The 26124-nt window shown below is 40.1% G+C and carries 18 protein-coding genes; 6 read left to right on the top strand and 12 right to left on the bottom strand.

All coding sequences use genetic code 11. The features are described from left to right. Positions 1–124 precede the first annotated feature (124 nt). Positions 125–6322: an immunoglobulin-like domain-containing protein gene (locus ACFOSX_RS02630; RefSeq protein WP_386096732.1), complete on the top strand. Its 6198-nt coding sequence runs from the start codon at positions 125–127 to the stop codon at positions 6320–6322. A 72-nt stretch (positions 6323–6394) separates the two neighbouring features. On the opposite strand, the gene ACFOSX_RS02625 is transcribed toward ACFOSX_RS02630, so the two are convergent. The 4 genes from ACFOSX_RS02625 to ACFOSX_RS02610 all read right to left on the bottom strand — a co-directional run bounded on the left by ACFOSX_RS02625 (position 6395) and on the right by ACFOSX_RS02610 (position 9958). After that, the gene (locus tag ACFOSX_RS02625; RefSeq protein WP_386096730.1) at positions 6395–7108 is read right to left on the bottom strand and encodes a 3'-5' exonuclease; all 714 of its coding nucleotides are present in this window, start codon (positions 7106–7108) and stop codon (positions 6395–6397) included. A gap of 65 nt (positions 7109–7173) precedes the next feature. Then, positions 7174–8328, bottom strand: coding sequence for a serine hydrolase domain-containing protein (locus ACFOSX_RS02620; RefSeq protein ID WP_386096728.1), 1155 nt, complete (start codon positions 8326–8328; stop codon positions 7174–7176). Between the two features lie 38 nt (positions 8329–8366). Then, positions 8367–8840: a methylated-DNA--[protein]-cysteine S-methyltransferase gene (locus ACFOSX_RS02615; RefSeq protein ID WP_386096726.1), complete on the bottom strand. Its 474-nt coding sequence runs from the start codon at positions 8838–8840 to the stop codon at positions 8367–8369. Next, positions 8840–9958, bottom strand: a complete 1119-nt coding sequence (locus ACFOSX_RS02610) for a CNNM domain-containing protein (protein WP_386096724.1) — start codon at positions 9956–9958, stop codon at positions 8840–8842. The genes ACFOSX_RS02615 and ACFOSX_RS02610 overlap by 1 nt, the downstream gene beginning before the upstream one ends. An 83-nt stretch (positions 9959–10041) precedes the next feature. Here ACFOSX_RS02610 and ACFOSX_RS02605 point away from each other — a divergent pair, with 83 nt between their 5' ends. After that, complete coding sequence (locus tag ACFOSX_RS02605) at positions 10042–10773, top strand: GLPGLI family protein (RefSeq protein WP_386096722.1); 732 nt, start codon at positions 10042–10044, stop codon at positions 10771–10773. Here the strand turns inward: ACFOSX_RS02605 and hemB are convergent. The 8 genes from hemB to hemA form a co-directional block, all read right to left on the bottom strand. Further along, the gene (gene hemB / locus ACFOSX_RS02600; RefSeq protein ID WP_386096721.1) at positions 10770–11759 is read right to left on the bottom strand and encodes a porphobilinogen synthase; all 990 of its coding nucleotides are present in this window, start codon (positions 11757–11759) and stop codon (positions 10770–10772) included. The genes ACFOSX_RS02605 and hemB overlap by 4 nt on opposite strands. A 55-nt stretch (positions 11760–11814) precedes the next feature. Beyond that, positions 11815–12717: an oxygen-dependent coproporphyrinogen oxidase gene (hemF, locus tag ACFOSX_RS02595; RefSeq protein WP_386096719.1), complete on the bottom strand. Its 903-nt coding sequence runs from the start codon at positions 12715–12717 to the stop codon at positions 11815–11817. Further along, positions 12707–13246 (bottom strand): GNAT family N-acetyltransferase, encoded by a 540-nt coding sequence (locus ACFOSX_RS02590; RefSeq protein WP_386096717.1) that lies wholly within the window; start codon positions 13244–13246, stop codon positions 12707–12709. Before ACFOSX_RS02590 ends, hemF begins: the two co-directional genes overlap by 11 nt. Further along, positions 13246–14010: an EI24 domain-containing protein gene (locus tag ACFOSX_RS02585; protein ID WP_386100187.1), complete on the bottom strand. Its 765-nt coding sequence runs from the start codon at positions 14008–14010 to the stop codon at positions 13246–13248. Before ACFOSX_RS02585 ends, ACFOSX_RS02590 begins: the two co-directional genes overlap by 1 nt. Next, the gene (locus tag ACFOSX_RS02580) at positions 14007–15359 is read right to left on the bottom strand and encodes a TrkH family potassium uptake protein (protein WP_386096715.1); all 1353 of its coding nucleotides are present in this window, start codon (positions 15357–15359) and stop codon (positions 14007–14009) included. The genes ACFOSX_RS02585 and ACFOSX_RS02580 overlap by 4 nt, the downstream gene beginning before the upstream one ends. 6 nt (positions 15360–15365) lie before the next feature. Then, entirely contained in the window at positions 15366–16391 is a 1026-nt protein-coding gene (gene hemE, locus ACFOSX_RS02575; RefSeq protein ID WP_386096713.1) for a uroporphyrinogen decarboxylase, read from the bottom strand. Between the two features lie 94 nt (positions 16392–16485). Continuing rightward, the gene (gene hemC / locus ACFOSX_RS02570) at positions 16486–18066 is read right to left on the bottom strand and encodes a hydroxymethylbilane synthase (RefSeq protein ID WP_386096711.1); all 1581 of its coding nucleotides are present in this window, start codon (positions 18064–18066) and stop codon (positions 16486–16488) included. Further along, entirely contained in the window at positions 18059–19309 is a 1251-nt protein-coding gene (hemA, locus tag ACFOSX_RS02565; protein WP_386096709.1) for a glutamyl-tRNA reductase, read from the bottom strand. The genes hemC and hemA overlap by 8 nt, the downstream gene beginning before the upstream one ends. Positions 19310–19473: 164 nt before the next feature. On the opposite strand from hemA, the gene ACFOSX_RS02560 reads away from it, so the two are divergent. From ACFOSX_RS02560 to ACFOSX_RS02545, 4 genes are all read left to right on the top strand, one after another. After that, a complete protein-coding gene (locus ACFOSX_RS02560; protein ID WP_386096707.1) occupies positions 19474–20394 on the top strand; it encodes a helix-turn-helix transcriptional regulator in 921 nt (306 codons plus the stop codon). Between the two features lie 115 nt (positions 20395–20509). Next, positions 20510–21550 carry a ferrochelatase gene (hemH, locus tag ACFOSX_RS02555; RefSeq protein ID WP_386096705.1) on the top strand — a complete coding sequence of 347 codons (1041 nt, stop codon included), beginning with the start codon at positions 20510–20512 and terminating at the stop codon, positions 21548–21550. After that, a complete protein-coding gene (locus ACFOSX_RS02550) occupies positions 21550–22905 on the top strand; it encodes an MATE family efflux transporter (protein ID WP_386096703.1) in 1356 nt (451 codons plus the stop codon). The genes hemH and ACFOSX_RS02550 overlap by 1 nt, the downstream gene beginning before the upstream one ends. A gap of 49 nt (positions 22906–22954) precedes the next feature. After that, entirely contained in the window at positions 22955–26041 is a 3087-nt protein-coding gene (locus tag ACFOSX_RS02545; RefSeq protein WP_386096701.1) for a VPS10 domain-containing protein, read from the top strand. Positions 26042–26124 lie beyond the last annotated feature (83 nt).

Genomic DNA, 26124 nt, shown 5'->3' with positions numbered 1-26124 from the left:
AAAACCGTAATCGGAAGAAATTAAAGCTGGAATTATTAACAGTAATCTGTTGAAATTTAACTATCGTCATCCCTCAAATGCAGAGCCGTCTTCATACATTGTTGCGGCTATTAAATCAATTGTGATGAAACTTATTTCCCTTCTTGCACTTGCGTGCTTATTGAGTGTTGGACTAAATGCTCAGAATTCCGATTCTAATTCAGAAAATAATACAATTTATAAACGGGTTCAAGTACCAAGTTTAGGTGATGCAACCATGAACCAATTAGATGCCTTGGGCATTGATTTGGGCTGTGGTGTTATTCACACCAATGGTAGAATTCAGTTAGAGCTTAGTGGTACTGAGTTACAACGTTTAGATGCTAACGGGATTCGGTATAATGTTTTGGTTGAAGACCTTATCGATTTCTATTCTAAACGCTCAGAGCAAGAATTGGAATCCGCCAAAGCAGAATTACAAAGCATGAAAATGCAATCGGCCATGCAGCGCACATTTAGCGTTACGGAAGTTATTAATAATGTGGGCCAACATGATGATTGCGAAGAAATTGATTGGGCAGTCCCCAATAATTTCAATTTAAACCCTAATCCTTCACCTAATTCCTTTGGAGGGTGTCTCACTTTTGATATGGTGCTTCAAGAGTTGGACGACATGCGGTCTCAATATCCTAACTTAATATCGGCTAAAGCAAATGCCTCACCAAGTGGACAAACTACAATTGAAGGCAGAACAGTTTACTATGTACGCATTTCGGATAATCCAGATATAGATGAACCCAATGAGCCAGAAACACTATACCAATCCTTAATTCACTCTAGGGAATCTGCAACGGTGATGAATCAACTGTTCTTTATGTGGTATTTGCTAGAGAATTATGATTCTGACCCAGCCGTACGTGCTTTAGTGAATAATCAAGCGCTTTATTTTATCCCTGTATTTAATCCTGATGGTTTTGTGCACAATCAAAATATAGCGCCAAATGGTGGAGGTTTGCAACGTAAAAACAGAAACATTGTTGGATCTTGTGGAACAGTAAGTACATCAGACGATTATGGAGTGGATTTAAATCGTAACTCCGCATATTATTGGGGTAACGGAGGAGCTTCTTCAGATCCGTGTAGCCAAACTTATTTAGGGTCTGCGCCGTTTTCTGAGAATGAAACCCAGATTATGCGCGATTTCTTTTTACTGCATGATTTTGAATTAGCCCTAAATCACCACTCTTTTAAAAACGCAATGCTTCACGCTTACGCAGGAACAACAATCACGAATCCTCGACCGGATGAATATTCAAAATACAACCACGACATGACGGCCTATAATCGTTATGCTCATGGGCCGAGTACGTCGATTAGTGCATTGAATAGTGGCAATATGAACGATTGGATGCTTGGAGGGCCAGCGGGAGTAAGTGCCAATGGAACACCAACGGGCACAGGCTCAGGAAAACAAACACTGGCTTGGACACCAGAAAACGGATCTAGTGCCGAGGCTGGAGCAACAGGAAGTGGCTTTTGGCCGGCACCGTCAAATTTTGTTCCAATTGCCAAGCGTGCCATGCGTATGAATTTCTTGGCCGCTTACTTCAGTGGAAAGTACGCCAAGCTTCATGACTTGAGCCAAACCGATATCAATACGCTTTCGGGCACATTGGATTTTGCAGTTGAAAATTTGGGACAAAAAGCGAGTGCATTTACAGTTACAGTGACACCTGTATCTTCAAATATTGCGAGTATCGGTAGCGCAGTGACATTAAACGGTATGGCTGTTTTACAGCAGAATAATGTGTCTATTAACTACACACTCAATTCGGGTATTCAACCAAACGAAGAAATCGAGTATAAGGTCACATTAACCAATGATTATACTACGGATAATGTATTGTTTGAAGCCAACATCAAAAAGATTTATTCACCAAACGTTGTTTTAGCGGACAATCCAGATGCAACAGGATTAAATAATTGGACAGCAAACGGAGGCTCCTGGGCTGTAACTTCGGATGCTTTTTCGGGAACCTCGGCTATCACCACTAATTCTGGGGCTTATGGAAACAGCATAAGTACACAACTTCAACTAACAAATACTATCGACTTATCGAGTGCTTCTCAAGCTATTCTTCAATATTATGCCAAATGGGATTTGGAACGTAGTTTTGATTACGTTCAAATTGAAGCCTCTACAAATGGATCTACATGGACACCGCTCTGTGGTCGCCTAACGAAGCCTGGCGCGCCAAATATTAATAATACCTATTCAGGAAAATCGTCAACCAATAATAATTTTCAGCCTGATGGAGAGCCTCTTTATGATGGTGATACTCAAGATCGATGGACTATGGAAGAAATTGTCATCGATGCCAGTCAGAATTCATTTTTACTAGGTCAAAGTAATGTCTTTTTCCGATTCGATTTTAGAACCGACGGTAGCAATAGGGAAGATTCATACGTTAATGTCGATTTTGAAGGTTTCACATTTGATGATTTTAAGGTTACAACCATAGAATTGCCATGTGATGCATCCGTACCGCCAGCGAACTTAAGCGCAAGTAATATTACGTCGGATATGGCACAAATTTCATGGGCTTCAGTACCTTCTGCGACCTATGATTTAAGATATAGAACGGCCGGAGCTACAAATTGGATTACTATTCCGAGTCTAACTACAACGAATTTTGATTTGACGGGACTTACATTTTCCACAACCTATGAAGTTGAGGTTAATGCCAATTGTGCCACATCGAGTTCTGTTTTTTCATCGCCACTATTTTTTACCACTCAGGATAATGTCTTAAGTGAAGGCTATTTTGAAACAGGTCTTGATGGTTGGATAGAAGGAGGTAATGATTGTGCCCGTATACAATCGACTTCATCCTTTGAAGGCTCGTTTTCAATACGAATAAGAGATAATAGCGGTGTAGCATCTTCAATGACATCTCCAGTAATCGATGCAACGGGTTTTGATAGTTTAGAAATAGACTTTCATTTCTTCGCGAATAGTATGGAAAATGGAGAAGATTTCTGGGTTCAGTTTTTTGATGGTAGTTCGTATAACACGGTTGCTACGTTTACTAGCGGAGCAGACTTTAGTAATGGCAATTTTAACAAAGAAGTGATTACTATAGATTCCAATACCTATAATTTTGCTTCAAATTCTAGATTTAGAATTGTCTGTGATGCTTCGGGAAATAATGACCAAGTGTTTATTGATGCAGTTATTATCAAAGGGATATCATCGGGTCCAGATGTTATTCCACCGTCACCACCTCAAAATTTATTAGCGACCAACATTACTGTTGATAGTGTTGACCTAAATTGGAATGCATCGTCTGATAATGTGGGCGTGGTTGCTTATGAAGTCTATCAAGACAATAGTCTTATTGCAACAGTAACACAATTGAATTATCAAGCTACAGGATTATCTCCGAGTACGACCTATAATTATAACGTTATTGCTAAAGATGCCGCGGGTAACAGCTCAGGATCTAGTAATGTTGAGGTTATCCTTACACTTGATCCACCTGATACAGAAAGTCCTTCAGCGCCTTTAAATTTACAGGCAAATAATACAACTGAAACAGAGACTAATTTATCATGGACTGCTTCTATTGACAATGTGGGTGTCACCGCGTATGATGTATACCAAAATGGTATTTTTCTAGGAACATCTACGAACACAAATTATAATGTGTCCTCTCTGTCCGCAGGACAAAGCTATAGTTTTCACGTCATCGCTAGAGACGCTGCAAACAACAGTAGTGACCAGAGTAATACAGTTAACGTCATAACTCCAGACAATACAGCTCCAATAATTAGCATTATTGGCGATGAGAATGTGAATTTAAGTGTTGGGGAGAATTATACAGAGTTTGGTGCAACGGCAACAGATAATGTGGATGGCGTCATTACTGCCAATATCACAACTTCTGGCGTTGTAGATACGTCCACTGTTGGTAATTATACTGTGAGCTATTCAGTTAGTGATAGTTCTGGAAATAGCACTACAGAAACTCGGACCATAGTAGTCACTCCAGATACTGTAGCTCCAATAATCACTCTAGTAGGAGCATCAGTAGTTGATTTAAATTTAGGTTCCCCTTACAATGAAGAAGGTGCCACAGCTACAGACAATGTTGATGGTGATTTAACCAATACCATCGTTATTTCTGGATCGGTAGATACTAATACGGCAGGGGCTTATGTATTGACCTACAGTGTTACGGATAGCTCAGGAAACGTTTCTGACGTCACTAGGACTGTAAATGTAATACTAGATGAAACACCACCAATCTTAACTCTTTTGGGTGCATCAACTGTAAATCTTCAGTTAAATGATACTTATATAGAGCAAGGGGCAACTGCAACGGATAATATAGATGGAGATTTGACCGCAAATATTATAATCTCAGGAACAGTAGACACTTCTGTAGCAGGTAATTATAGTGTTAATTATGAGGTTTCGGATGCTTCAGGTAACACAGCGGCTACATCTAGGACCGTCACTGTAGAACCAGATACTACAGCACCAATAATTACCATTAAAGGCTCATCCTCAATAACTTTAAATGTTGGAGATAACTATATAGAAGAAGGTGCAACTGCCATAGATAATATTGATGGGGATTTAACGACTACAATTGTGATTACAGGAACTGTAGATACCGCAAATGCAGGCGTATATACCATTACCTACACCGTAAGCGATGTAGCAGGCAATAATGCCAACGAAGTTAGAACCATAAATGTAATAGCTGACACTACGCCACCAGTCATTACTTTGATTGGTGCATCAACAATTAATTTAAATATTGGAGATAATTATATAGAGCAAGGTGCAACTGCCATAGATAATATTGATGGGGATATAACATCTTCCATTGGTATTACAGGGACAGTGGATACTAACATTTCCGGAAATTATACTGTTACTTACTCAGTAAATGACATGGCTGGAAATCAAGCTGTAGAATCACGCTTAATTATCGTCGAGGAGCCAAATACTGGTTGCTCCAACGGAGTTGGTTTGCCTTACAGCCAAGGATTTGAATCTTCCTTTGGGTCATGGGTACAATCCTTAAATGACGATTTAGATTGGTTGCTTAGTAGTGGCGGGACACCTTCCTCTGGCACTGGTCCAAGTGCAGCTATAGAAGGAACCAACTATATCTATGTAGAAGCCTCTGTGTTAGATACTGGTTATCCGGACAAGCGCGCTATTTTAACATCACCATGCATTAATCTCAATGGAGTTTCTGAAGCGACCTTTTCTTTTAATTACCATATGTTTGGGGCTCCCGATATGGGATCTTTAGATGTGGAATTAAGTAGTGATGATGGCATTACATGGTCTAGCATTTGGAGTCAAACCGGGAATCAAGGTGACAACTGGCAAGCAGTAAATATTGATTTAAGTCCTTATACAGGGGCGGGTATAAGACTTAGGTTTAACCGATTTGTTGGAAGCACTTGGCAAGCTGATATTGCTATTGATAACTTGAGTTTGGTAGAAGGTGTGGTACAAACACCATCTTGTATAGCTGAGGTTTCAAGTTTTCCTTATGCACAAGGCTTTGAGTCTGGTTTAGGTGACTGGACACAGTCCGCCGCAGATGATATTGACTGGACGGTTGATGCATCAGGAACTCCTTCAAGTGGAACCGGACCATTGGCCGCTATCCAAGGCAATAATTATATTTTTGTTGAAGCTTCCGGCAACGGAACAGGTTATCCAAATAAACGAGCTATTGTTAATTCTCCTTGTTTTGATTTAACCACTCAATCATCTGCAACCTTCAGTTTTAGTTATCATATGTTTGGCAGTACAGATATGGGTTCAATTGCTCTACAAGCGAGCAATGATAATGGAATCAGTTGGACAACCCTTTGGATAGAAACTGGTAATCAAGGCGATATTTGGCTAAGTCAGACTATAGATTTATCTACTTATCTGGGTAACACAGTACAGTTACGATTCGACCGTGTAACAGGAGGAACTTGGCAGGCCGATATTGCCATTGATAACATTAGTTTAAATACTGCTTCCGCGGCAAGAGGTTATCAAAATGAAGAAATAAGTATAGAGCCTAATAAGTCAATCTTTGATGTTATAACTTTATATCCAAACCCAAGTTCAGGGCAGGCGATAAGAGTAAAGACTAGTTTGGAGATTGAGGCTTACAGTATTTTTAATGCGTTAGGGCAAGAAGTTGGTCGCGGACCATTAAATGGCGATAGAATTGATGTGGAGAATTTGGAAGCTGGCGTATATCTCATCAGTTTTAAAGTTGAAAATAAGACCTTAGTAGAGCGATTTATAAAACGCTAAAGCTTAGCTATAATTTAAACCAAAAAGAGCTCAGAATACATCTGAGCTCTTTTTGGTTATATCAATTAAAACCTAAATATGCTTTATCTCACTATCATCAAGTAATTCATCACCTCTAAGACGCAATAGAATTTGAGCCACGGCGATAGTATCTTTTTCGCAATAGGTGATGATACGGTCTAGGCCATCTTCTTCATAGAAGGTTTTGTACACTTGGCTTCCGTCGATATCATCTTTTGGTGAGGGAATACCAAGTACGTTGGTCAATAATTTAAGCGACGTATAGGTTTTGTAGTCTCCGAATTTCCATAAATCCAAGGTGTCTAAATGCGGGACTTCCCATGGTTTTTTACTAAAGAGATTCAGCTTATGTGGTAATTCAATGTTATGGATAATCATACGTCTGGCGATGTAAGGAAAATCAAATTCCTTACCATTATGTGCACAAAGTAAATGCATGCGCTGGCTAAAATGCGAAATGAGCATGTTCTTAAAGTCCTTTAGCAACTTTACCTCATCACCAAAGAAGGAAGTGACCCTAAATTGTCTGGGCTCGCCAGCTGAGCTAAAATAGCCTACTGAAATACAAATGATTTTTCCGAATTCTGCCCAGATGCCAGCACGGTCGTAGAATTCCTCGGGTGTAAAATCGTCTTTACGTTGGTATTTAGATTTGGCCTCCCAAAGTTCTTTTTTGGTGTCATCCAATTCCGAATAGGTCCGCGCTTCGGGAACTGTTTCAATGTCCAAAAACAGGATATGTTCTAGATTTAGTTTAGAAATCATTGGTTAATAGCTTATCACTAAGATATTATTTTTTTCTATTTCCCAATTTGAAGATTGTGAGAACTTTAGTTCTCTAACATGTCATAGGCCTCTTCAATATACAAACTGATATCATCCGTAAAAGTTTTAGTACCGATATCGGGTGATTTTTGATGGCCTAGTCTTACGATTATGACGTTGTCTTCAGGTTGAACGATGACGTACTGTCCCAAGTGCCCGCGCATCATAAAAAAGTCTTTACCTAGATGCTTTTTTAACCACCAACCGTAGCCGTATTGTGGTGCATTTGGGAATCGAGGTTTTATAGATTTGGCGACAAATGCAGAATCCAAAAGTTGTTTCCCGTTCCATTTGCCATAGTTTTTATAGAGTTTTCCAAAGCGGGCAAAGTCCGTGGCATTACTGGCGATACAGCAATAGGCCTTGACTAAATCGTGGTCATCGCTGTCGACTTGCCAAAACGCTTGATTTTCGCTTCCTAAGGGTTTCCAGAAGCTTTCCTCAAGGTAATCGTAGAGTTTCTTACCGGTAGCTTTTTCAATAACCATGGCCAACATTTGGGTGTCGCCACTAGCATATTTAAAGCTTTGACCTGGTTGATTGACGACCTTAAGTCCATTCATCACTTTTGCTAAATCATCATCAAAGTAGGCGCGTGTGGTAATAGATAAAGGCGAATAGTAGGCTTCATCCCAATTGGTGCCCGAGCTCATGGACGACAAATCCCCAACAGTCATGTCTTTGGCCATACCGTCACAAAAGGCTGGAAGAAAATCACAAACCGGTTGGTCTAGGCTTTTGATATGTCCTTCCATAATGGCTTTGCCCAACAATCCCGAAACGTAACTTTTCGCCATGGAAAAGGAATTCGATTTTGAATCTTCATCAAAACCATCATAATACTTTTCAAACCAAATACTGTCATTTTTAATAATCACATAGGCAATTGTGCCCCAATCCTTGTTGGCAGTTGCCAAACGTTCCGTTACTTTTTCAGAGTTATAATCTGAATGATTTGGCCAAGGTTGCGGTTGGTCACTTGCATCTAGCGTTCGGTTGTCGAATTCTTTATAATCCTCTAAAAATGCCGTGGTATGACCTTTCATGTAAATGGTTCGGACAGCTTTTAAAAGATAGTCGGTGTCCGTGATGTATAGCGTTACGACGATAAGTGCTAGAAGCACGACAATGACTTTAACTAGTTTTTTTAGGAATTTCATAAGCGAAAATTATAGCCTAAATATAGGAACAATTACGTTTAAAAAAGCGATTGCTGTTTGGCCTCACTTTCATGATTAAGCAACCAAGCTTTTCTGTGCAATCCGCCCGCATAACCAGTTAAACTGCCGTCCGTCCCAATAACGCGGTGGCATGGTACGATAATCCACAACGGATTTTTACCATTGGCAGAAGCTACAGCCCTTATGGCTTTAGCGTCGCCAAGGCGTTTTGACAACTCTAAGTAAGAGTAAGATTTACCATAAGGAATCGTTTTAAGCTCAGTCCAAACACGTTTCTGAAACTCTGTTCCTTTAGGGTTTAATTTTAGTTTGAAGTCTTTTCGGGATTCTGAAAAATAGGCCTTTAATTGTTTTACACACTCTTGAAGCTCAGAAGGAATAGTTTTAGGAACAGTGACGGTTTCATCTAAAACGGAAACCGAAGAAATACCATTAGAATCGCCTTCAATTTTGGCGATACCCAAAGGCGTTTCCATGTAACAAATGGCCATTAGTTTTCAGGATTATCGTTTTCAATAAGCCCCAATCGCTTGGCGCGGTATTCCCAACTTTTTCTAGCGAGAAGTTGTAAGTCAGAGACGTTATCGCTTTCGTCCATAATTTCTAATCCGAGCAGGGTTTCAATGACATCCTCCATAGTTACAATACCACTGTTGGAACCGTATTCATCAACAACGAGTGCCATATGATTTCGGTTTTCTACCAATTGTTCAAACAAAGTTGGGATAGGCATACTTCGGCTAACGACAATGATATCGCGCCTAACATCCGATAGGGTTTTTTCGCCATTCCCCAAGGCCATTTCTTTAAAGACATCATCTTTAAGAACCAGGCCAACGATGTTATCACGGTCATTTCTGTAAACAGGAATTCGGGAAAAACGGATGTTTGAATTCGCCTGAAAAAAGTCAGCAACCGTCATGGCTTCGTCAGCAACTTTCATAACAGTACGTGGCGTCATGATGTCCTTGGCTTGTACGTCTTTAAAATTCAAAAGGTTTTTAATAACCTTACTTTCGTTTTCTGCAAACACGCCTTCTTCATGCGCTATTTCGGTCATAGCCACAAAGCTCTCACGACTTAAAACACTGCCGTGGCCTTTTCCGCCAATTAATTTTGTGGTGAGTTGTAATAACCAAAGAATGCCTGTGTACTTAAGAGGAAATATCAATACGTGTAATGCTTTGGTGGTAAAGTTGGCTAAGCTTTTCCAATAGGTTGCGCCAATGGTTTTTGGAATAATTTCCGAAGCTACCAAAATAAGTATCGTCATCACTGTTGACACCAAACCGACCATAACATCTTCGGTCAATTCTAAACCTAGAATAGAGCGGGTTTCGGTACCGTACATATTAGCATAAGCCACTTTGGCCTGCACCCCAACCAGGATAGCTCCAACGGTATGCGCAATGGTATTTAGGGTTAAAATAGCAATGAGCGGACGGTCCACATCTTTTTTTAAGGCTTCTAAATCATTAGCGTAGCCTTTGCCCTCGCTCTTTTTTAAATTGATAAAGGTTGGCGTGATGCTTAAAAGCACAGCTTCTAATATGGAACATAAAAACGAAAAGAATATAGAGATAGTGGCGTAGAAAATCAGTAAGCCCATGTAGTTCTGTTGGATTGTTTATGTAAAGTTACAAAATGAAATCACTTTAATGGGCGCTAATGGTTTTTTCGTAACTTCATAAGATGAAAAAATTAGTTTTATTGCTTCTTGTTGTGGGATTTAGCATAACTCATGCGCAAACTAAAGGGAAAATAACATATAGATTCAGCATTTTAAAGGATAGTATTAAGCCTTTAGATTCTCTAAAATCTTTGGATGAAGTTAAAGTTAATGTTCATAAAATGTTAATGAATGCGGAACCGATAGAAGCGTATCTATTATTTAATAAACAAAAATCTTTTTTCTATGTTGAACCTCGTCTCAATCCTAGCCCTCCCATTTGGAATCACGCTTCCGACGGCATTGGTCTTGAGAGAGCAGATTATGATATGGGTCGAATTTTAGCAGGCGGAGATGGGACATATTATACAGATTGGTCTGATAATTTTATGACACATCAAATGAACTTTATGGAGAATAAACTCCGTGTAATTTCTAAAGCTCCAGATTGGGAATTAATCGATTCTACTAAAATCATTTTAGATTATCCATGTAAACTGGCAAAGTCTAAAAAGGGCAAAATATTTGCATGGTATACAGAATCCATACCATATAAACATGGCCCTAGAGATAGTAGTAATCTTCCTGGGATGGTTTTGGAAGTACGACGTGGTAGAATGCATATCTACACAGCAATTAATATTGATTATAATGATGAAGAAGCCGATTTTATTTCAGAACCTGTGGAGGGAAAACTTGTGACACAAAATGAATTAAGATCAATTGCAGGAAATCCTTTTGGGAAGAAGGATTAGCCGAGCAACTTCACCACATCTTTCGCAAAATAACTTGCAATAATATCCGCACCCGCCCGCTTAATGGATGTGACTTGCTCTAGCATTACACTGTCATGGTCTAGCCAGCCTTTTTCTGATGCCGCTTTGAGCATGGCGTATTCGCCAGATACTTGATAGACAGCAATAGGCACATCAAAGTTATTTCTAATATCTCGTACAATATCCAAATAGCAAAGCCCAGGTTTTACCATAACAATATCGGCTCCTTCGGCAATGTCCATTTCGGTTTCTCTTATGGCTTCATCTCGGTTGGCAAAATCCATTTGATAGGTTTTTTTGTCTTTCGGGATATCCTGAAGGTCTACCGGAGCAGAATCTAGAGCATCTCTAAATGGCCCATAAAACGAAGACGCATATTTAGCCGAATAACTCATAATCCCAGTATCTGTAAAATTGAGTTGGTCCAGAGCTTCACGGATACCGAGAATACGACCGTCCATCATGTCGCTAGGTGCCACAAAATCAGCACCAGCTTGCGCATGAGACACAGACATTTGTGCTAAAACATCTACAGTAGCATCATTAATGATTTTTCCGTCTGCGATAATGCCATCATGACCATAAGAGGAGTAAGGGTCTAGCGCAACATCGGTCATAACCAGCATGTCTGGGCAAACGTCTTTTACAGTTTTTATTGCGCGTTGCATCAATCCGTTGGCATTTAGGGCTTCGGTACCTTTGTTGTCTTTTAAATTGTCAGGCACTTTAACAAAAAGCAGAACAGACTTTAAACCCAAATCCCATAATGATCTCACCTCAACTTTCAACAAGTCCAAGCTATAGCGAAAGTAATTGGGCATGGAATTGATTTCCTCTTTTATACCTTTTCCTTCTACAATAAATAAAGGGACCAAAAAGTCGTTGGGAGAGATATAGTTTTGCCTTACCAAACCTCTAATGGCTTCGGATTGTCTTAGTCTTCGGTTTCGTCTTAATGGATACATAATTTTATTTTTCCAGACCTGTCAGGTTTTTAAAACCTGACAGGTCTATGTTTTATTAAACCCATTTAATAGGATTTTTAAGTATTTTCAGTAATCTTTCTTCCTCGCTTCCAGCTTCAGGATGATGGTCATACACCCATTGCACATGCGGTGGTAAACTCATCAAGATGCTTTCAATTCGTCCGTTAGTTTTTAGCCCGAATAAGGTGCCTTTATCATGCACCAAATTGAATTCCACGTAGCGCCCACGTCGAATTTCTTGCCAATCGCGCTGGGCTTTGGTATATTCTAAATCTTTTCGTTTTTCAACAATCGGAACATAAGCATCCAAGAAACTATCGCCAACTTCGGTTACAAAGTTATACCAATCTTCCATGGACATGTCCTCATTGGCTTTGCAATAATCAAAAAACAAACCACCTATACCACGCGCTTCATTGCGGTGTGCATTGTGAAAATACTCGTCACAGCGCGCCTTATATTTTGGATAAAAGTCTTTGTGGTGTTTGTCACAAGCTGTTTTACAAACTGTATGAAAGTGTTTAGCGTCCTCTTCAAACAAATAATATGGCGTTAAATCTTGTCCGCCACCAAACCATTGGTCAACGATGTTTCCGTCACCATCATACATTTCAAAATAGCGCCAATTGGCATGCACCGTAGGCACCATGGGATTTTTAGGATGTAACACCAAGCTCAACCCACAAGCGAAAAAATTGGCCTCCTCGACCCCAAAATGCTGTCGCATGGTTTTTGGTAATTCGCCATGGACTGTTGAGATGTTGACGCCTCCTTTTTCAAACACATTGCCGTTTTCAATCACGCGTGTTCGGCCTCCGCCACCTTCTGGGCGTTCCCATAAATCTTCTTGAAATTTAGCTTTGCCATCAATTGCTTCGAGCTTCCCCGTGATGGTATTTTGAAGGTTTTGTATGTAGATGTAAAATTTATCTTTCATGTTTATACAATTCATAAAGCTCCATATCCAAAGCCTCTTCCATTGGCGGGGCGTATGATTTTTCTAAGGTCTTTATCCAAGTAAATCCGTTATTCAAGGCTACTTTTACACTTGGGATATTTGTTTTATGCGCTATAATTTGAAGTGTTTCCAAACCAAACTCAGAAAACGCATACTCGGACAAAGCACCGACCGATTTTGTGGCAATGCTCTTTCCGCCCCAGCGGTAATCTACACAATATGCAAACTCGCCCTGTTTTTTGACCCAATCGAGTTCCTTGATGTAGACCAACCCCAAAAAATCGCGATATTCTTCATGCTTCAAAGTGAACAAAAACTCGTCCTTAGCCTCAAATTGTTTCACCTTTTGCTCCACAAAATATTGAGATAGCGATGGTGTGAGATTCTGCTCCAAGGTCTTCGGAAAAAACCGCTTCAGATGAGGTTCATTGGCATTTGCGAAATTGCAAAGCTTCCAAGCATCGTGTATTTTAATCGGTGCGATTTCTATGTAATCAACGAGTAGCATCAGACAACTTTAGTTTGAAGTGTTTGCTGTTCCTTCGAAATAAGTTCTACCGTTTTTAGGCTTGAAGCCGTCACACTTAAAGGTAAAACGATGATAATTCCTATGACTGGGATGAATAAAAACAGCATAAATACTATGCCGTTCCCAATAGCGACGCCACGGTGCCTTCTAACAAAATCGATACTTTCGCGATATTTAAAATGTCGCTCCAACGTATAATCCATATTACCAAAACCGGCATAATAGGCTTGAACTAAAAACAATAATACCGTTGAAAATATATTGACAACCGGAATGAATTTCAGAATCAAAATCGGAAGAGAAATCAAAAGTTCTTTTGCCAAATTCCGAACATTCAATCGAATGCCTCGCCATAACTGTTCGCGCGATGAGGTATTTCTGTGCGAATGGTCTTTAACCCCCAAAAGATGTGCTTCAATCTTTTCTGACACCGGACTCATAAATGGCGCAGACAATGCCATGATGATGTGCTTATAAAGGATAAAGCCTATGGCCATAATAAAGATAGCGCCTATAAAACTAGAAAAAGTACTAAAGCCTTCTTTGCCCCAGTCCCAAGGCCAAATCTGAGCGATGAAGTTGCCAATGTTATCAGATAGCCCCCAAGCCGATAAGCCAATAATGCTAGCGGTTATGACACTTATAATGACAGGAATAAAAAAGTACTTCCAGAGCTTTAATTCAGACATCAGTCTAAATACTCCGGAATATGCTCTTATGCCTTCAAATATGCCTTTCATTATACTGCAATATCTTCTTTTAAAACCTCTCGCTCTTCTTCGGTTATGGTTTTAGACCAAATGGCCAATCCAAAGGTAAGTACGCCGAGACGACCAATAAACATCAAAATGATGATGACCCACTTTCCGAATACGGTTAAATCTCCTGTAATACCTCTACTTATACCAACAGTACCCAAGGCGGAAGCAACTTCAAACAAAATATCTTTCAATTCCGAAACATGGGTTATAGTAATGAGAAAGGTGCCAATGAATATCAATAAGGTATAAAAGATAAATGCCGAAGTCGCAATATATAAGCGCTCATATGGAATAACACGACCTAGAAATGTAATTTGCTTATTACCTCTCAAACGGCTTTTCATAATTGAAAACACGGCTGTTAACGTCGTAATTTTAATGCCCCCAGCAGTTCCTGAAGGTGATGCGCCGACGTACATTAAAAACACGCAAATTAAAATCATGGCCTGGGAAAACAGTCCAAAATCTACTGTGTTAAACCCAACGGTTGTCATGGCCGTCATAGCCTGAAAAAATGCCGCTAAAAACCGCGAATCTTCCAACTGGGCAATGGTCGGCTCGGCAAAATAGAAAAATGCAGTACCAATCGTTAAGAGCGTCACGAAACCATAAAGAATGATTTTTGTAGTGAAGCTGATTTTGTGGGCCTTATTCCTTATGACCATTCCAAAATCGGTGATAACAATAAAACCTAAAGACCCACAGATGGCCAACATGGAGATGATAGCGTTGATGAAGCCATTGTCAATATACCCCATAAAGCTATCATTGTAAAGACTGAATCCTGCAGTACAAAAGGTGCTAACACTATGAAAAACCGATGACCACAGCGCTTCTGTAGTTGGCATTCCATCCATCTTAAAGGCAATAAAAAATAATATGGCCCCCAAGGTTTCCATTATTAATGTAAACAGAATGACCGACTTTAAGAAGTCATTTATTTTTATGGTCTTTGGAAGGGTAAATTCAGTCGATAGAATTTTCTTATGCCAAAAGGTCATCTTCCTAGTAGTGGATAATAGCATAAATGTAGTAAAGGACAAGTAGCCGATACCGCCCAACTGAATGAGTGTCATGATAATAAATTGCCCAAAGAAATTATAGGTGTCAAAAATTGAAATAGTTACGAGTCCTGTCGTGGATACCGCGGATGTAGAGATAAACAAATGGTCTAAAAACGAAGCGCTTTCCTTCTGCATAAAAGGGAGACTCAAAAGCACAAACCCTACAAAAATATAGGTAAGAAAACCGTAGAACAGATTCTGTTGAGGTGACCAGCCTTGCTTTAAAAGCTTGTACTTCCCTGCTAATTGTTTAAATGAATTTCTCAAAGTTGGTTAGGTGTTATATTCTTTAACAGCGTCGATAAATGCCTTGGCATTTTCCAACGGAATATTCGGCAAAATACCGTGACCTAAATTTACAATGTATTTATCTTTTCCGAACTCATCAATCATCTGATGTACCATTTTCTTGATTTCAGCCGGTGGCGAAAACAAACGTGTTGGGTCAAAATTACCTTGTAGTGTAATGTTGCCACCCGTTAAGTAACGCGCGTTTTTCGGCGAACAGGTCCAATCGACACCTAAAGCAGAGGCACCAGATTTGGCCATTTCATCAAGAGCAAACCAACAGCCTTTTCCGAAGGCAATTACAGGGGCATCGTCTTTTAGAGCATCAATAATTTGTTGAATGTATTGCCAAGAAAACTCTTGATAATCCACTGGCGATAGCATCCCGCCCCAGGAATCAAATACTTGTACGGCGTTACAACCTGCCTTCACTTTTTCTTTTAGATAAGCAATGGTGGTGTCCGTGATTTTCTGTAATAATTGATGTGCCGCCACAGGATTGGTAAAACAGAACTCCTTGGCCTTATCAAAGTTTTTACTGCCTTGTCCTTGCACACAGTAACATAAAATCGTCCAAGGTGAACCAGCAAAACCAATCAAAGGAATTTCATCGTTGAGCTTTTCCTTAGTGGCTTTTATGGCCTGATAAACATAATTAAGCGATTCTTTAACATCTGGTACAATAACGTTATCTACGTCCTTTTGAGAACGTACCGGATTTGGCAAATAAGGGCCAAAGTTAGGCTTCATCTGCACCTCAATATTCATGGCTTGTGGAATCACCAATATATCCGAAAACAAAATAGCGGCATCCATACCATAACGGCGAATCGGTTGCACTGTAATTTCACTAGCCAATTCTGGTGTTTGGCAACGTGTAAAGAAATCGTACTTGGCTTTTATCTCCATAAACTCTGGAAGATAGCGCCCTGCCTGACGCATCATCCAAACTGGTGGACGCTCTACGGTTTCGCCTTTTAAGGCACGAAGAAATAGGTCGTTTTTAATCATATCTGTCATTCCTGCGAAGGCAGGAATCTCAATTTTAATTTATTGTTTCTATGTAGATTCCTGCTTTCGCAGGAATGACAATTTATTTTTGGTGTTACCCCAAATAATGTTCATTCACCAACTCAATCACACTCTCCACCGTTGGCACTTTGGCCACACGTACATCTTCAAAACGTTTTTGGGCATGCTTAGCAGTAGTTTCTCCAATACAGAAGGCAATGGCGTTTGCCTTGTTCGCCTTTAAAAAACTATCTACTGTGGATGGACTGTAGAACAGGACGCCATCGACGGGAGTTTCCAATTTTATAGGGTCGTATTTGGTTTGATAGGCTTCAATTTCGTTGACTGTAATATGATTGTCAGAAAGGATAGTTGGTAAATCATCCAATCGTAAATCGCTACAGAAATACGTCACTTCAGTCCCTTCAATATATTCGACTAAATATTCGGCCAATTGCTTGGCATTTGGAGCCATGTGGACCACTTTTTGACTTAGTCGTTTTTCAATCATGCGTCGGGTTCTTCGACCAACACAATAGATGTTTTTAAACTGTAATTGCTCTGGCGAAAAATTGTGCAACAAAGCTTCCACACCATTTTTACTGGTAATGATGACATTCTTTAATTCTGAACGAACGGCACTTTTCTGAATACGATTCAAACTAATTTTTATAGCATCATTACTCTCGGCAACCACATCATTATGAAACAATTGCAATTGGTCGTCCGTCAATGTTTTTGTGGAGTAGATGTTGGTGGTTTTTTCGCTTCGCTTTACTTGGTCAATCAGTTTTTTACCACCGCGCTCAATAATATAATCGGCGCAGAATTCTGCTATGCCATCATGATTTCCGACGGGTTGCACTTTGGTGACTTCCAATTTACGAGAACCGTCCTTACTTAAAAGAATGCCTTTAAAATTGACTTCTTCGTTTTTAATAAACGCCAAAGCACCAATTGGCGCGGTACATCCGCCTTCTAGTCGGTTGAGGAATTCGCGCTCAATAGTGGTACAAATTTCGGTTTCTTCGTGATTGATTTCTGTACAAATTTCACGCATTTCGGCATCCGCTTCGAGCACGGCAATCATTACTGCACCTTGTGCTGGCGCAGGAATCATCCATCCTAGGTTGATAGCGTTTTCTGGTCTAAGATTCAGTCTTCCAATACCGGCCGCCGCAAATATGGCGCCATCCCAATCGTTGGTTTCCAGTTTTTCCAATCGAGAATTCACATTGCCTCGTAAACCCACAACAGTGTGTGTCGGATAACGATTTAACCATTGTGCACGGCGTCTTAAACTGCCCGTAGCTACCACAGCATCTCGCGCTGACAAAAACTCTTCGTTGCTTTTAAAGACCAAGGTATCATTGACGTTACCACGCTTTAAAACCGCGCCTTGCACAATGCCTTTGGGCAAAATGGTCGGGACATCTTTCAGGGAATGCACCGCAATATCAATCTCTTCGTTGAGCATGGCGATGTCTAGGGTTTTGGTAAAAATACCTGTAATGCCCAACTCGTAAAGAGGTTTATCTAAAACGAGGTCTCCAGTAGATTTTACGGGAACTAAAACGGATTTGTGGCCCAAATGCTCTAATTGAGACTGAACGGCTTTTGCCTGCCACATAGCGAGCTCGCTGTCGCGCGTGCCAATGCGAATAACTCTAGACATTATCTGAAGATTCTAGCTGAAAAATTTTATTGATAAGCCTCAAACTTTCGTCCGACGCATTGTTGTCTTCACGCAAATGGTGAGCAAACTGATTGGTAATTTTCTGAATGAGATTATTGCTCACCAATTCTACCTGTTCTATGTTGAAATCTGAATGTTTTTTGCGCTGATTGCTGATTTCAGAATTCTTTAAATCGGTCAATTTGTGTTTGATGGCCTGAATGGTCGGCACAAATTTTAAAGTATCTAACCAAGCCGTAAAATCAGACATTACTTCGGAAATAATGGCTTCCGCTTTTGGAATATGGGAGCGTCTTTTTTCCAAAGTGTCATCTGTGATTTTTGCCAAATCATCCAAATGAACCAATGTGACGTTTTTGTTGGTCATGACGTCTTCGTTGACGTTTTTCGGAATGGATAAATCTAAAATAAGAAGTGGTTTTTCAGTCGAAATTAAATCCTTGTAAACCGTTGGTTCGTTAGCGCCAGTCGCAACGATAACAATATCTGAAGCATTCAATTCTTGGGGTAATTCGTCAATGGATTTTACATCCAAATTGAATTTCCCAGCAATGGCTTCGGCCTTATCTTTTGTTCTATTTATTAAAGTAATATTCGGGTTTTTGCTATGCTTCACAAGGTTTTCGCAAGTGTTTCTTCCGATTTTACCTGTTCCGAATAAAAGAATCTTTTTGTCTGAAACGTTCTCCGTGTTATTCAAAATATATTGAACCGATGCAAAGGACACCGAAGTCGCTCCCGACGATAAAATCGTTTCCGTTTTAATGCGCTTACTAGCCTGAATCACGGCATTAACCAAACGCTCTAAATAAGAATTTAGAAGGCCTACTTTTTTAGATTGGCGTGCACCGTATTTGAGTTGACCGATAATTTCAAAATCACCTAAAATCTGGCTGTCTAGTCCTGAACCTACGCGAAACATGTGGTTAATTGCTTCTTTGTTTTTGTGTATGTAGGCAACTTCCCGAAACTCTTCAACCGTACCTTTAGTGTTTTCACACAAATGCTGAATAAGCTGATATGGATGTTCTGCAAAACCATATAATTCGGTGCGGTTGCAGGTTGAAACCGTGATGAGTGCTTCCACACCTTGCGATTTTGCTTGGGATAAAAGATTTTCCTTAGCAGTGTCGTCTAAGCTAAAATGCCCACGTACAACAGCGTCTGCTTTGCGGTAGCTTAATCCTATAGCGTAAAAATGTGTTGTTTTTGTAGCACTCATATGTAAGAAAGCCCTCAACTAAGGCTCTGCAAAAATAAATGGGTAGGCTATAAAAAAATAACGCTCAAGGAACTTTAAATGTCGGTTCGCGTTATAAATGGCTATAAACTCTAAAATCCGTATTTTTGCTAGTAAATAAAGGTCTTTTAAAACATTTGTTTAGAATGAATCTAAATAACAATTTTCAAAATTTGAATAAATCGAAGCTAAAAAGTATCGCTCAAGGAACCTTTGATGAGATTTTCTTGGAAGATGGCTTTTTCGTACTGATGCATAAAAACGAATCGGAAAGCATTGAAGTCCTTGAACGTGAGATTGATAGCAATTACATTCAGTATCATTTTTGCTTAAGGGGAAAGTCGACGTTTGTGTTTAACCAAGGCTCTTACCGACTGGATATTTTGCCGGACACCTCTCTATTACTTTACAATCCGCAACGCGATTTGCCCATTCACTTAGAGTCACAGCCCAAATCTATTTTGGTATCTCTGGTGATTTCAATTAAAAAATTCCATACGCTATTTTCTCGGGATGCCAATTACATCACGTTTTTAACGGATGAGAACAAGGATAAAAAATACTATAAGGACGGTATCGTTAATCCATCAATGGCAGTGGTGTTGAACCAAATGGTAAGCTTCAATTTACACTCGTCTATTAAGCCCTTATATTTTAAAGGCAAGGCTTATGAGTTGCTGAGTCTATTCTTCAACCGTACCGAAGATGCCAATATTGAGCAGTGTCCGTTTTTAGTCGACGAGTCTAATGTTGCCAAATTGAAAAAAGCCAAAGACATCATCATCTCGCAAATGGCGGAGCCACCGTCTTTACAGGAATTGGCTGATACGATAGATTTAAGTTTGAAGAAACTCAAAGAAGGTTTCAAACAAATTTATGGTGATTCGGTCTATAGCTTTCTATTCGATTATAAAATGGAAGTCGCCCGAAAACTACTCGAATCCGGTGATTACAACGTTAATGAAGTGGGGTTAAAAGTGGGATACAGTACCGCAAGCCATTTCATTTCGGCCTTTAAAAAGAAGTATGGCACCACGCCTAAGAAGTATGTGATGTCTGTTTCGTAATGGTTCAATAGGAATATTTAATGACTAAAATTTATAGAAGCTTGGTAGTGTCGTATTTTTGCAATTCAAAATTAAATCGAATTAAAAGCCATGCCGTTCTAAGCATAAAATTAATATGAAAAAAGGCGTTTTATTAATAAATTTGGGCTCTCCAGACAGTCCAAAGCCAAAGGATGTGAAAAAATATCTTGGTGAATTTTTAATGGACGAGCGTGTCATTGATGTGCCATTATGGGCGAGGACCTTGCTGGTAAAAGGTATTATTCTCAATACACGCCCAAAAGCATCAGCTAAAGCCTATCAAAAGATTTGGTGGGAGGAAGGCTCCCCGTTGATTGTGTTGTCAGAACGTCTTCAAAACAAAGTGCAAAGCAAGGTAGATTACCCTGTGGCTTTGGCCATGCGTTATGGTAGTATGAGTATTAAAAAAGGGCTTCAGGAACTGGTGGACCAAGGCTGTACCGAGATAAAAACAGTACCGCTTTATCCTCAATTTGCGATGGCAACCACAGAGACTATTGATGTCTTAGTGGATGAGTTGGTTACGGAACATTTTCCACAGGTCACCATTACCAAAACACCTGCATTTTATCACCGCCAAGACTACATCGATGTCTTAACTCAAAGTATTGCTGAAAAGCTGGAAGGCTTGGATTATGAACACATTCTCTTCAGTTACCACGGCGTTCCTGAGCGACATATCCGTAAAAGCGATATCACAAACGGCAATTGCAAAATGAACGGCAAATGCTGTTTCAAAAAAGGCAGTCCACAGCATGAGTTCTGTTATCGCCATCAATGCGAAATCACTACAGTAAACGTCGCTAAAAAATTAGGCCTTAAAAACGGGACTTATTCAACAACCTTTCAATCAAGATTAGGTTTTGACCCATGGTTAAAACCTTACACAGACCGAACCATAGAACGCATGGGCAAGGCAGGCGTTAAAAAAATGGCGATTGTCACACCTGCTTTTGTTAGTGATTGCTTAGAAACTTTGGAAGAAATTGCTATGGAAGGCGAAGAGATTTTCCACGAAGTTGGTGGTAAAGACTTCACTGTGATACCATGCTTAAATGACCGTGACGATTTTGCGCAAGTCTTAGCAACCATGATTGAAGAATGGGCAACCACGCCTGAAACCGCTTCGGTTTAATGGTAAAAATCACCTCACAGGACTTAGGAACACAACCCATTGGTCAGTTATTGATTAAGCAAGCTGTCCCAGCATCCATTGGGATTTTGGTGATGTCCCTAAATATTTTAGTGGATACTATTTTCGTAGGAAACTGGATTGGCTCAACGGCCATTGCCGCCATTAATGTGGTACTTCCTGTTTCCTTTTTTATTGCCGCTTTAGGTATGGCCATTGGTGTTGGAGGTTCATCCATTATTTCTAGGGCATTGGGTGCATCTAATTACGAAAAAGCTCTCAAAGTATTTGGTAATCAAATTACGCTGACCTTACTGTTTACAGTAAGTTTTGCGATTTTTGGTTTGATTTACGCTAATGAATTGATTCCTGCTTTTGGTGGTAAAGGCGATATTTTTGAACCTGCGAGAACCTACTATACTATAGTGCTCTACGGTGTACCCGTTTTGGCACTGTGTATGATGGGTAACACCGTAATTAGGGCAGAAGGCAAACCTAAATTTGCTATGTATGCCATGATGTTTCCTTCGGTTGGAAACTTACTACTAGACATTTTGTTCATTCAAATATTCGATTGGGGTATGGCAGGTGCGGCCTGGGCAACTACAGGATCGTATGTTTTATGTTTCCTGTTTATTTTATGGTTTTTTAAATCGAAGCATTCTGAATTAAAGATTAGCCTACCTCATTTTGGATTAAACCTTCCAATTGTAAAAGAAATTGGAGGATTAGGTTTTGTGACCTTAAGTCGTCAAGCTATTGTCAGTGTCACTTACCTTTTAATGAATAATATTTTATTTGATTTGGGTGGTGAAACTTCTGTGACTGCCTATGCCATTGTAGGACGTATGCTAATGTTTGCCCTGTTTCCAGTCTATGGAATTACCCAAGGGTTTTTGCCCATTGCAGGTTATAATTATGGTGCGCAAAAATATGAACGTGTGAGAAAAACGATCACCACAGCGATAAAATTTGCTGCGCTTTTGGCTACTCTTGTCTTTATTTCATTAATGGTTTTCCCCGAATTTATAACACGTCTTTTTACACAAGACACTGCTGTAATTGAAGAGACACCCTCAGCCATGCGATGGGTCTTTTTGGCAACACCGATTATCGCAGTTCAATTAATTGGAGCCGCCTATTTTCAAGCAGTTGGTAAAGCCATTCCGGCGTTGTTATTGACCTTAACGCGACAAGGTTTTTTCTTTATACCATTGATTTTTATTTTGCCGAAGTTCTATGGGGAATTAGGCGTTTGGATGGCCTTCCCGATATCCGACTTACTTTCAACCATAGTTACAGCCTATTTCCTAAATCGTGAAGTAAAGTTAAATTTAAGACCAGCATCCATAGACTGACTTAGAATTCTTAATTTTAGGAACCATTAACCAATTCCTAATTATTACCATGCGAATTTTTAAAACGCTTGCTGTTTCTGTTTTATGTATTATTTCTACCCAACTTTCAGCACAAGATTTTGATGAATCCCATTATGAAGCTCTAGAATACCGATTGGTCGGGCCATTTCGTGGTGGACGAAGTGCCGCTGTTACAGGTGTGCCTAACCAACCGAACCTCTATTATTTCGGCTCTACAGGAGGTGGTATTTGGAAAACGACTGATGGTGGTCGTGCTTGGGAGAATATTTCCGACGGCTACTTCGGTGGTAGTATTGGAGCCATTTCAGTAGCTAAAAGTGACCCCAATGTCATGTACGTTGGTGGTGGTGAGAAAACAGTACGAGGCAATGTTTCTTCGGGCTACGGCATCTGGAAAACTGTTGATGCAGGAAAAACTTGGCAATCCATGGGTTTGAACAATTCAAGACACGTTCCAAGAATTACCATCGACCCCAACAATCACAATATTGTCTACGCAGGGGTTTTAGGAAACATTTATAAACCTACCGAAGAGCGTGGCGTTTATAAAAGTACCGACGGTGGGAAAACATGGAAGAAGACCTTATTTGCCAATGAGCATGCTGGTGTTGTAGACTTGATTATGGACCCAACCAATTCTAGAATTCTTTACGCGTCCACATGGCGTGTACAACGAACTCCATATAGTTTAAGTTCTGGTGGTGACGGTTCTGCACTTTGGAAAAGTACCGATAGTGGTGAAACATGGACGGAAATTTCAAACAAAAAAGGCTTTCCTGAAGGCACTTTGGGGATTATAGGCGTTACCGTTTCCCCATTAAATAACCAACGCGTTTGGGCGATAGTTGAAAATAAAGATGACGGTGGGTTGTACCGAAGCGATGACGGGGGCGAAACATGGAACCAAGTCAATAGCGAGCGTAAATTGCGCCAGCGTGCGTGGTATTACACACGTGTTTATGCGGACACCAAAGATGTCAATACCGTTTACGTGTTAAACGTAAGATATCATAAAAGTACTGATGGCGGTAAAACATTCAACACCTACAATGCTCCACACGGTGACCATCATGATTTATGGATTGCCCCAGAAGACCCAAACCGTATGATCATTGGCGATGACGGTGGTGCACAAGTTACCTACGATGGTGGTGAAACCTGGAGTACTTATCACAATCAGCCGACCTCTCAGTTTTATCGCGTGACTACGGATAATGCATTTCCATATCGCATTTACGTAGCACAGCAAGATAATTCAACAATACGAATACCACATCGCACCGACGGCTTCAGTATTTCTGAAGACGATTGGGAAAGCACAGCAGGCGGCGAGTCGGCGCATATTGCTGTAGACCCTGAAAATAATGATATAGTCTACGGTGGTAGCTACGACGGCTTTTTAACCAGAGTCAATCATGAAACTGGCACTGTAAGAGCCATTAATGTTTGGCCAGATAACCCAATGGGGCATGGTGCAGAAGGCATGAAATATCGCTTTCAATGGAACTTCCCAATTATCTTTTCAAAGCATAACCCAGATAGATTGTACACCTTTTCCCAACATGTGCATGTCACCGAAAACGAAGGCCAATCTTGGGACATTATCAGTTCCGATTTAACCCGAAATGACCCCGAAAAACTGAAATCCTCTGGAGGGCCCATCACACAAGATAATACTTCGGTAGAATATTATTGCACAATTTTCGCCGCTCAAGAATCCCCATTAAAAGAAGGCTTACTTTGGGTAGGTAGTGACGATGGTTTGGTACACGTTACGCAAGACGGTGGAAAAACTTGGGACAATGTTACACCAAAAGGCATGCCTGAGTGGATGATGATTAACAGCATTGAACCAAGCGCTTTTGATGCTGGCACCTGCTACATTGCCGGTACAAAATACAAGACTGGGGACTTTGCACCATACCTCTACAAAACAACAGACTACGGCAAAAGCTGGACAAAAATCACAAACGGTATCAACAACGAGCATTTTACACGGGTACTTCGAGAAGACCCCAAACGAAAAGGCTTGCTCTACGCCGGAACAGAAACAGGCATGTACATCAGTTTCAACGAAGGGAAAAGCTGGAAGCCGTTTCAGTTAAATCTTCCTATTGTTCCTATTACCGATTTAACTATAAAAAATGATAATCTTATCGTGGCGACCCAAGGACGAAGTCTATGGATGATTGATGATTTATCCTTGATTCATCAGTTGTATGATACAGATTTGAAAGGCACAGTCTTGTTCAAACCAAAAGACACCTATCGCATGCGGGGAGGCAGTAGAACAGGAAGTAAAACATCTGGAACCAATCACCCAAATGGGGTGGTGACTTATTTTAACTTGAAGGATTTAAAGGACGATGACAAAGTGAGCCTTACTTATTTTGATAAAGCGGGAGATACCATAAGAACCTTTTCAAATACTGATAAAAAGAACATGTTGAAGGTGGAGAAAGGTGCTAATCAGTTTGTTTGGAATACGGTTTACGATGGTGCCGAGCGTCTACCAGGGATGATTCTCTGGTGGGCAAGCTTACAAGGCCCAAGAGCAGTACCGGGTAATTACAAAGTAGCGCTGAATGTCAATGGCGACGTGAAAACCCAGAACTTTAAAATTGTTGCGGATCCAAGGGCAGAAAGTACAGAAGCCGATATGCAAAAGCAATTCGATTTTGTAAAAGACGTCAACGCTACCATGGATAAAGCTCATAAATCCATTAAGAAAATAAGAGCAATTAATAAGCAGTTCGATGCCTTTCAAAAGCAATACAAAGACGATGATAACGTGAAGGATTTGTTAGAAAAGGCCAAAGCACTTCAGGAGCAGTTATCAGATATAGAAAAAGAACTGTACCAAACCAAAAACCGAAGTGGGCAAGACCCGTTGAATTTCCCGATAAGGTTAACCAATAAATTAGGGCATTTAAATTCGCTAGTCAGTATGGGTGATTTCCCGCCAACAGCACAAGATATTGCAGTTAAAAACGAATTAACAGGAAAGATAAATACCCAACTCAATACTTTTGATAAAATCTTAAACGACGAAATTAAAGCCTTCAATAAAGCCTTTAATGAAAAGCAATTGAATTATTTGTTTGTTGAGGATTGATGCTTTTGAAGTTTAGAGCATCTCGACTCCGCTCGATGTGACAGTGTTTATTACATTTAAATAGACAGTTCTTCTGTTAAGTC

It is taken from the genome of Winogradskyella maritima (assembly GCF_042650215.1).
Taxonomy (GTDB): Bacteria; Bacteroidota; Bacteroidia; order Flavobacteriales; family Flavobacteriaceae; genus Winogradskyella; species Winogradskyella maritima.
This window is presented reverse-complemented; position numbering and strand designations above follow the sequence as displayed.

Bases quoted from the DNA above. Each gene is read 5' to 3' on its own strand.
- ACFOSX_RS02545 (WP_386096701.1), top strand. From the start codon at position 22,955: ATGCGAATTTTTAAAACGCTTGCTGTTTCTGTTTTATGTATTATTTCT.
- hemF (WP_386096719.1), bottom strand. From the start codon at position 12,717: ATGAAAGATAAATTTTACATCTACATACAAAACCTTCAAAATACCATC.
- ACFOSX_RS02605 (WP_386096722.1), top strand. From the start codon at position 10,042: ATGAAAAAATTAGTTTTATTGCTTCTTGTTGTGGGATTTAGCATAACT.
- ACFOSX_RS02615 (WP_386096726.1), bottom strand. From the start codon at position 8,840: ATGGCCATTTGTTACATGGAAACGCCTTTGGGTATCGCCAAAATTGAA.
- ACFOSX_RS02625 (WP_386096730.1), bottom strand. From the start codon at position 7,108: ATGATTTCTAAACTAAATCTAGAACATATCCTGTTTTTGGACATTGAA.
- hemA (WP_386096709.1), bottom strand. From the start codon at position 19,309: ATGAGTGCTACAAAAACAACACATTTTTACGCTATAGGATTAAGCTAC.
- ACFOSX_RS02630 (WP_386096732.1), top strand. From the start codon at position 125: ATGAAACTTATTTCCCTTCTTGCACTTGCGTGCTTATTGAGTGTTGGA.
- hemB (WP_386096721.1), bottom strand. From the start codon at position 11,759: ATGTATCCATTAAGACGAAACCGAAGACTAAGACAATCCGAAGCCATT.
- hemC (WP_386096711.1), bottom strand. From the start codon at position 18,066: ATGTCTAGAGTTATTCGCATTGGCACGCGCGACAGCGAGCTCGCTATG.
- ACFOSX_RS02590 (WP_386096717.1), bottom strand. From the start codon at position 13,246: ATGCTACTCGTTGATTACATAGAAATCGCACCGATTAAAATACACGAT.
- ACFOSX_RS02610 (WP_386096724.1), bottom strand. From the start codon at position 9,958: ATGGGCTTACTGATTTTCTACGCCACTATCTCTATATTCTTTTCGTTT.
- hemE (WP_386096713.1), bottom strand. From the start codon at position 16,391: ATGATTAAAAACGACCTATTTCTTCGTGCCTTAAAAGGCGAAACCGTA.
- hemH (WP_386096705.1), top strand. From the start codon at position 20,510: ATGAAAAAAGGCGTTTTATTAATAAATTTGGGCTCTCCAGACAGTCCA.
- ACFOSX_RS02550 (WP_386096703.1), top strand. From the start codon at position 21,550: ATGGTAAAAATCACCTCACAGGACTTAGGAACACAACCCATTGGTCAG.
- ACFOSX_RS02560 (WP_386096707.1), top strand. From the start codon at position 19,474: ATGAATCTAAATAACAATTTTCAAAATTTGAATAAATCGAAGCTAAAA.
- ACFOSX_RS02620 (WP_386096728.1), bottom strand. From the start codon at position 8,328: ATGAAATTCCTAAAAAAACTAGTTAAAGTCATTGTCGTGCTTCTAGCA.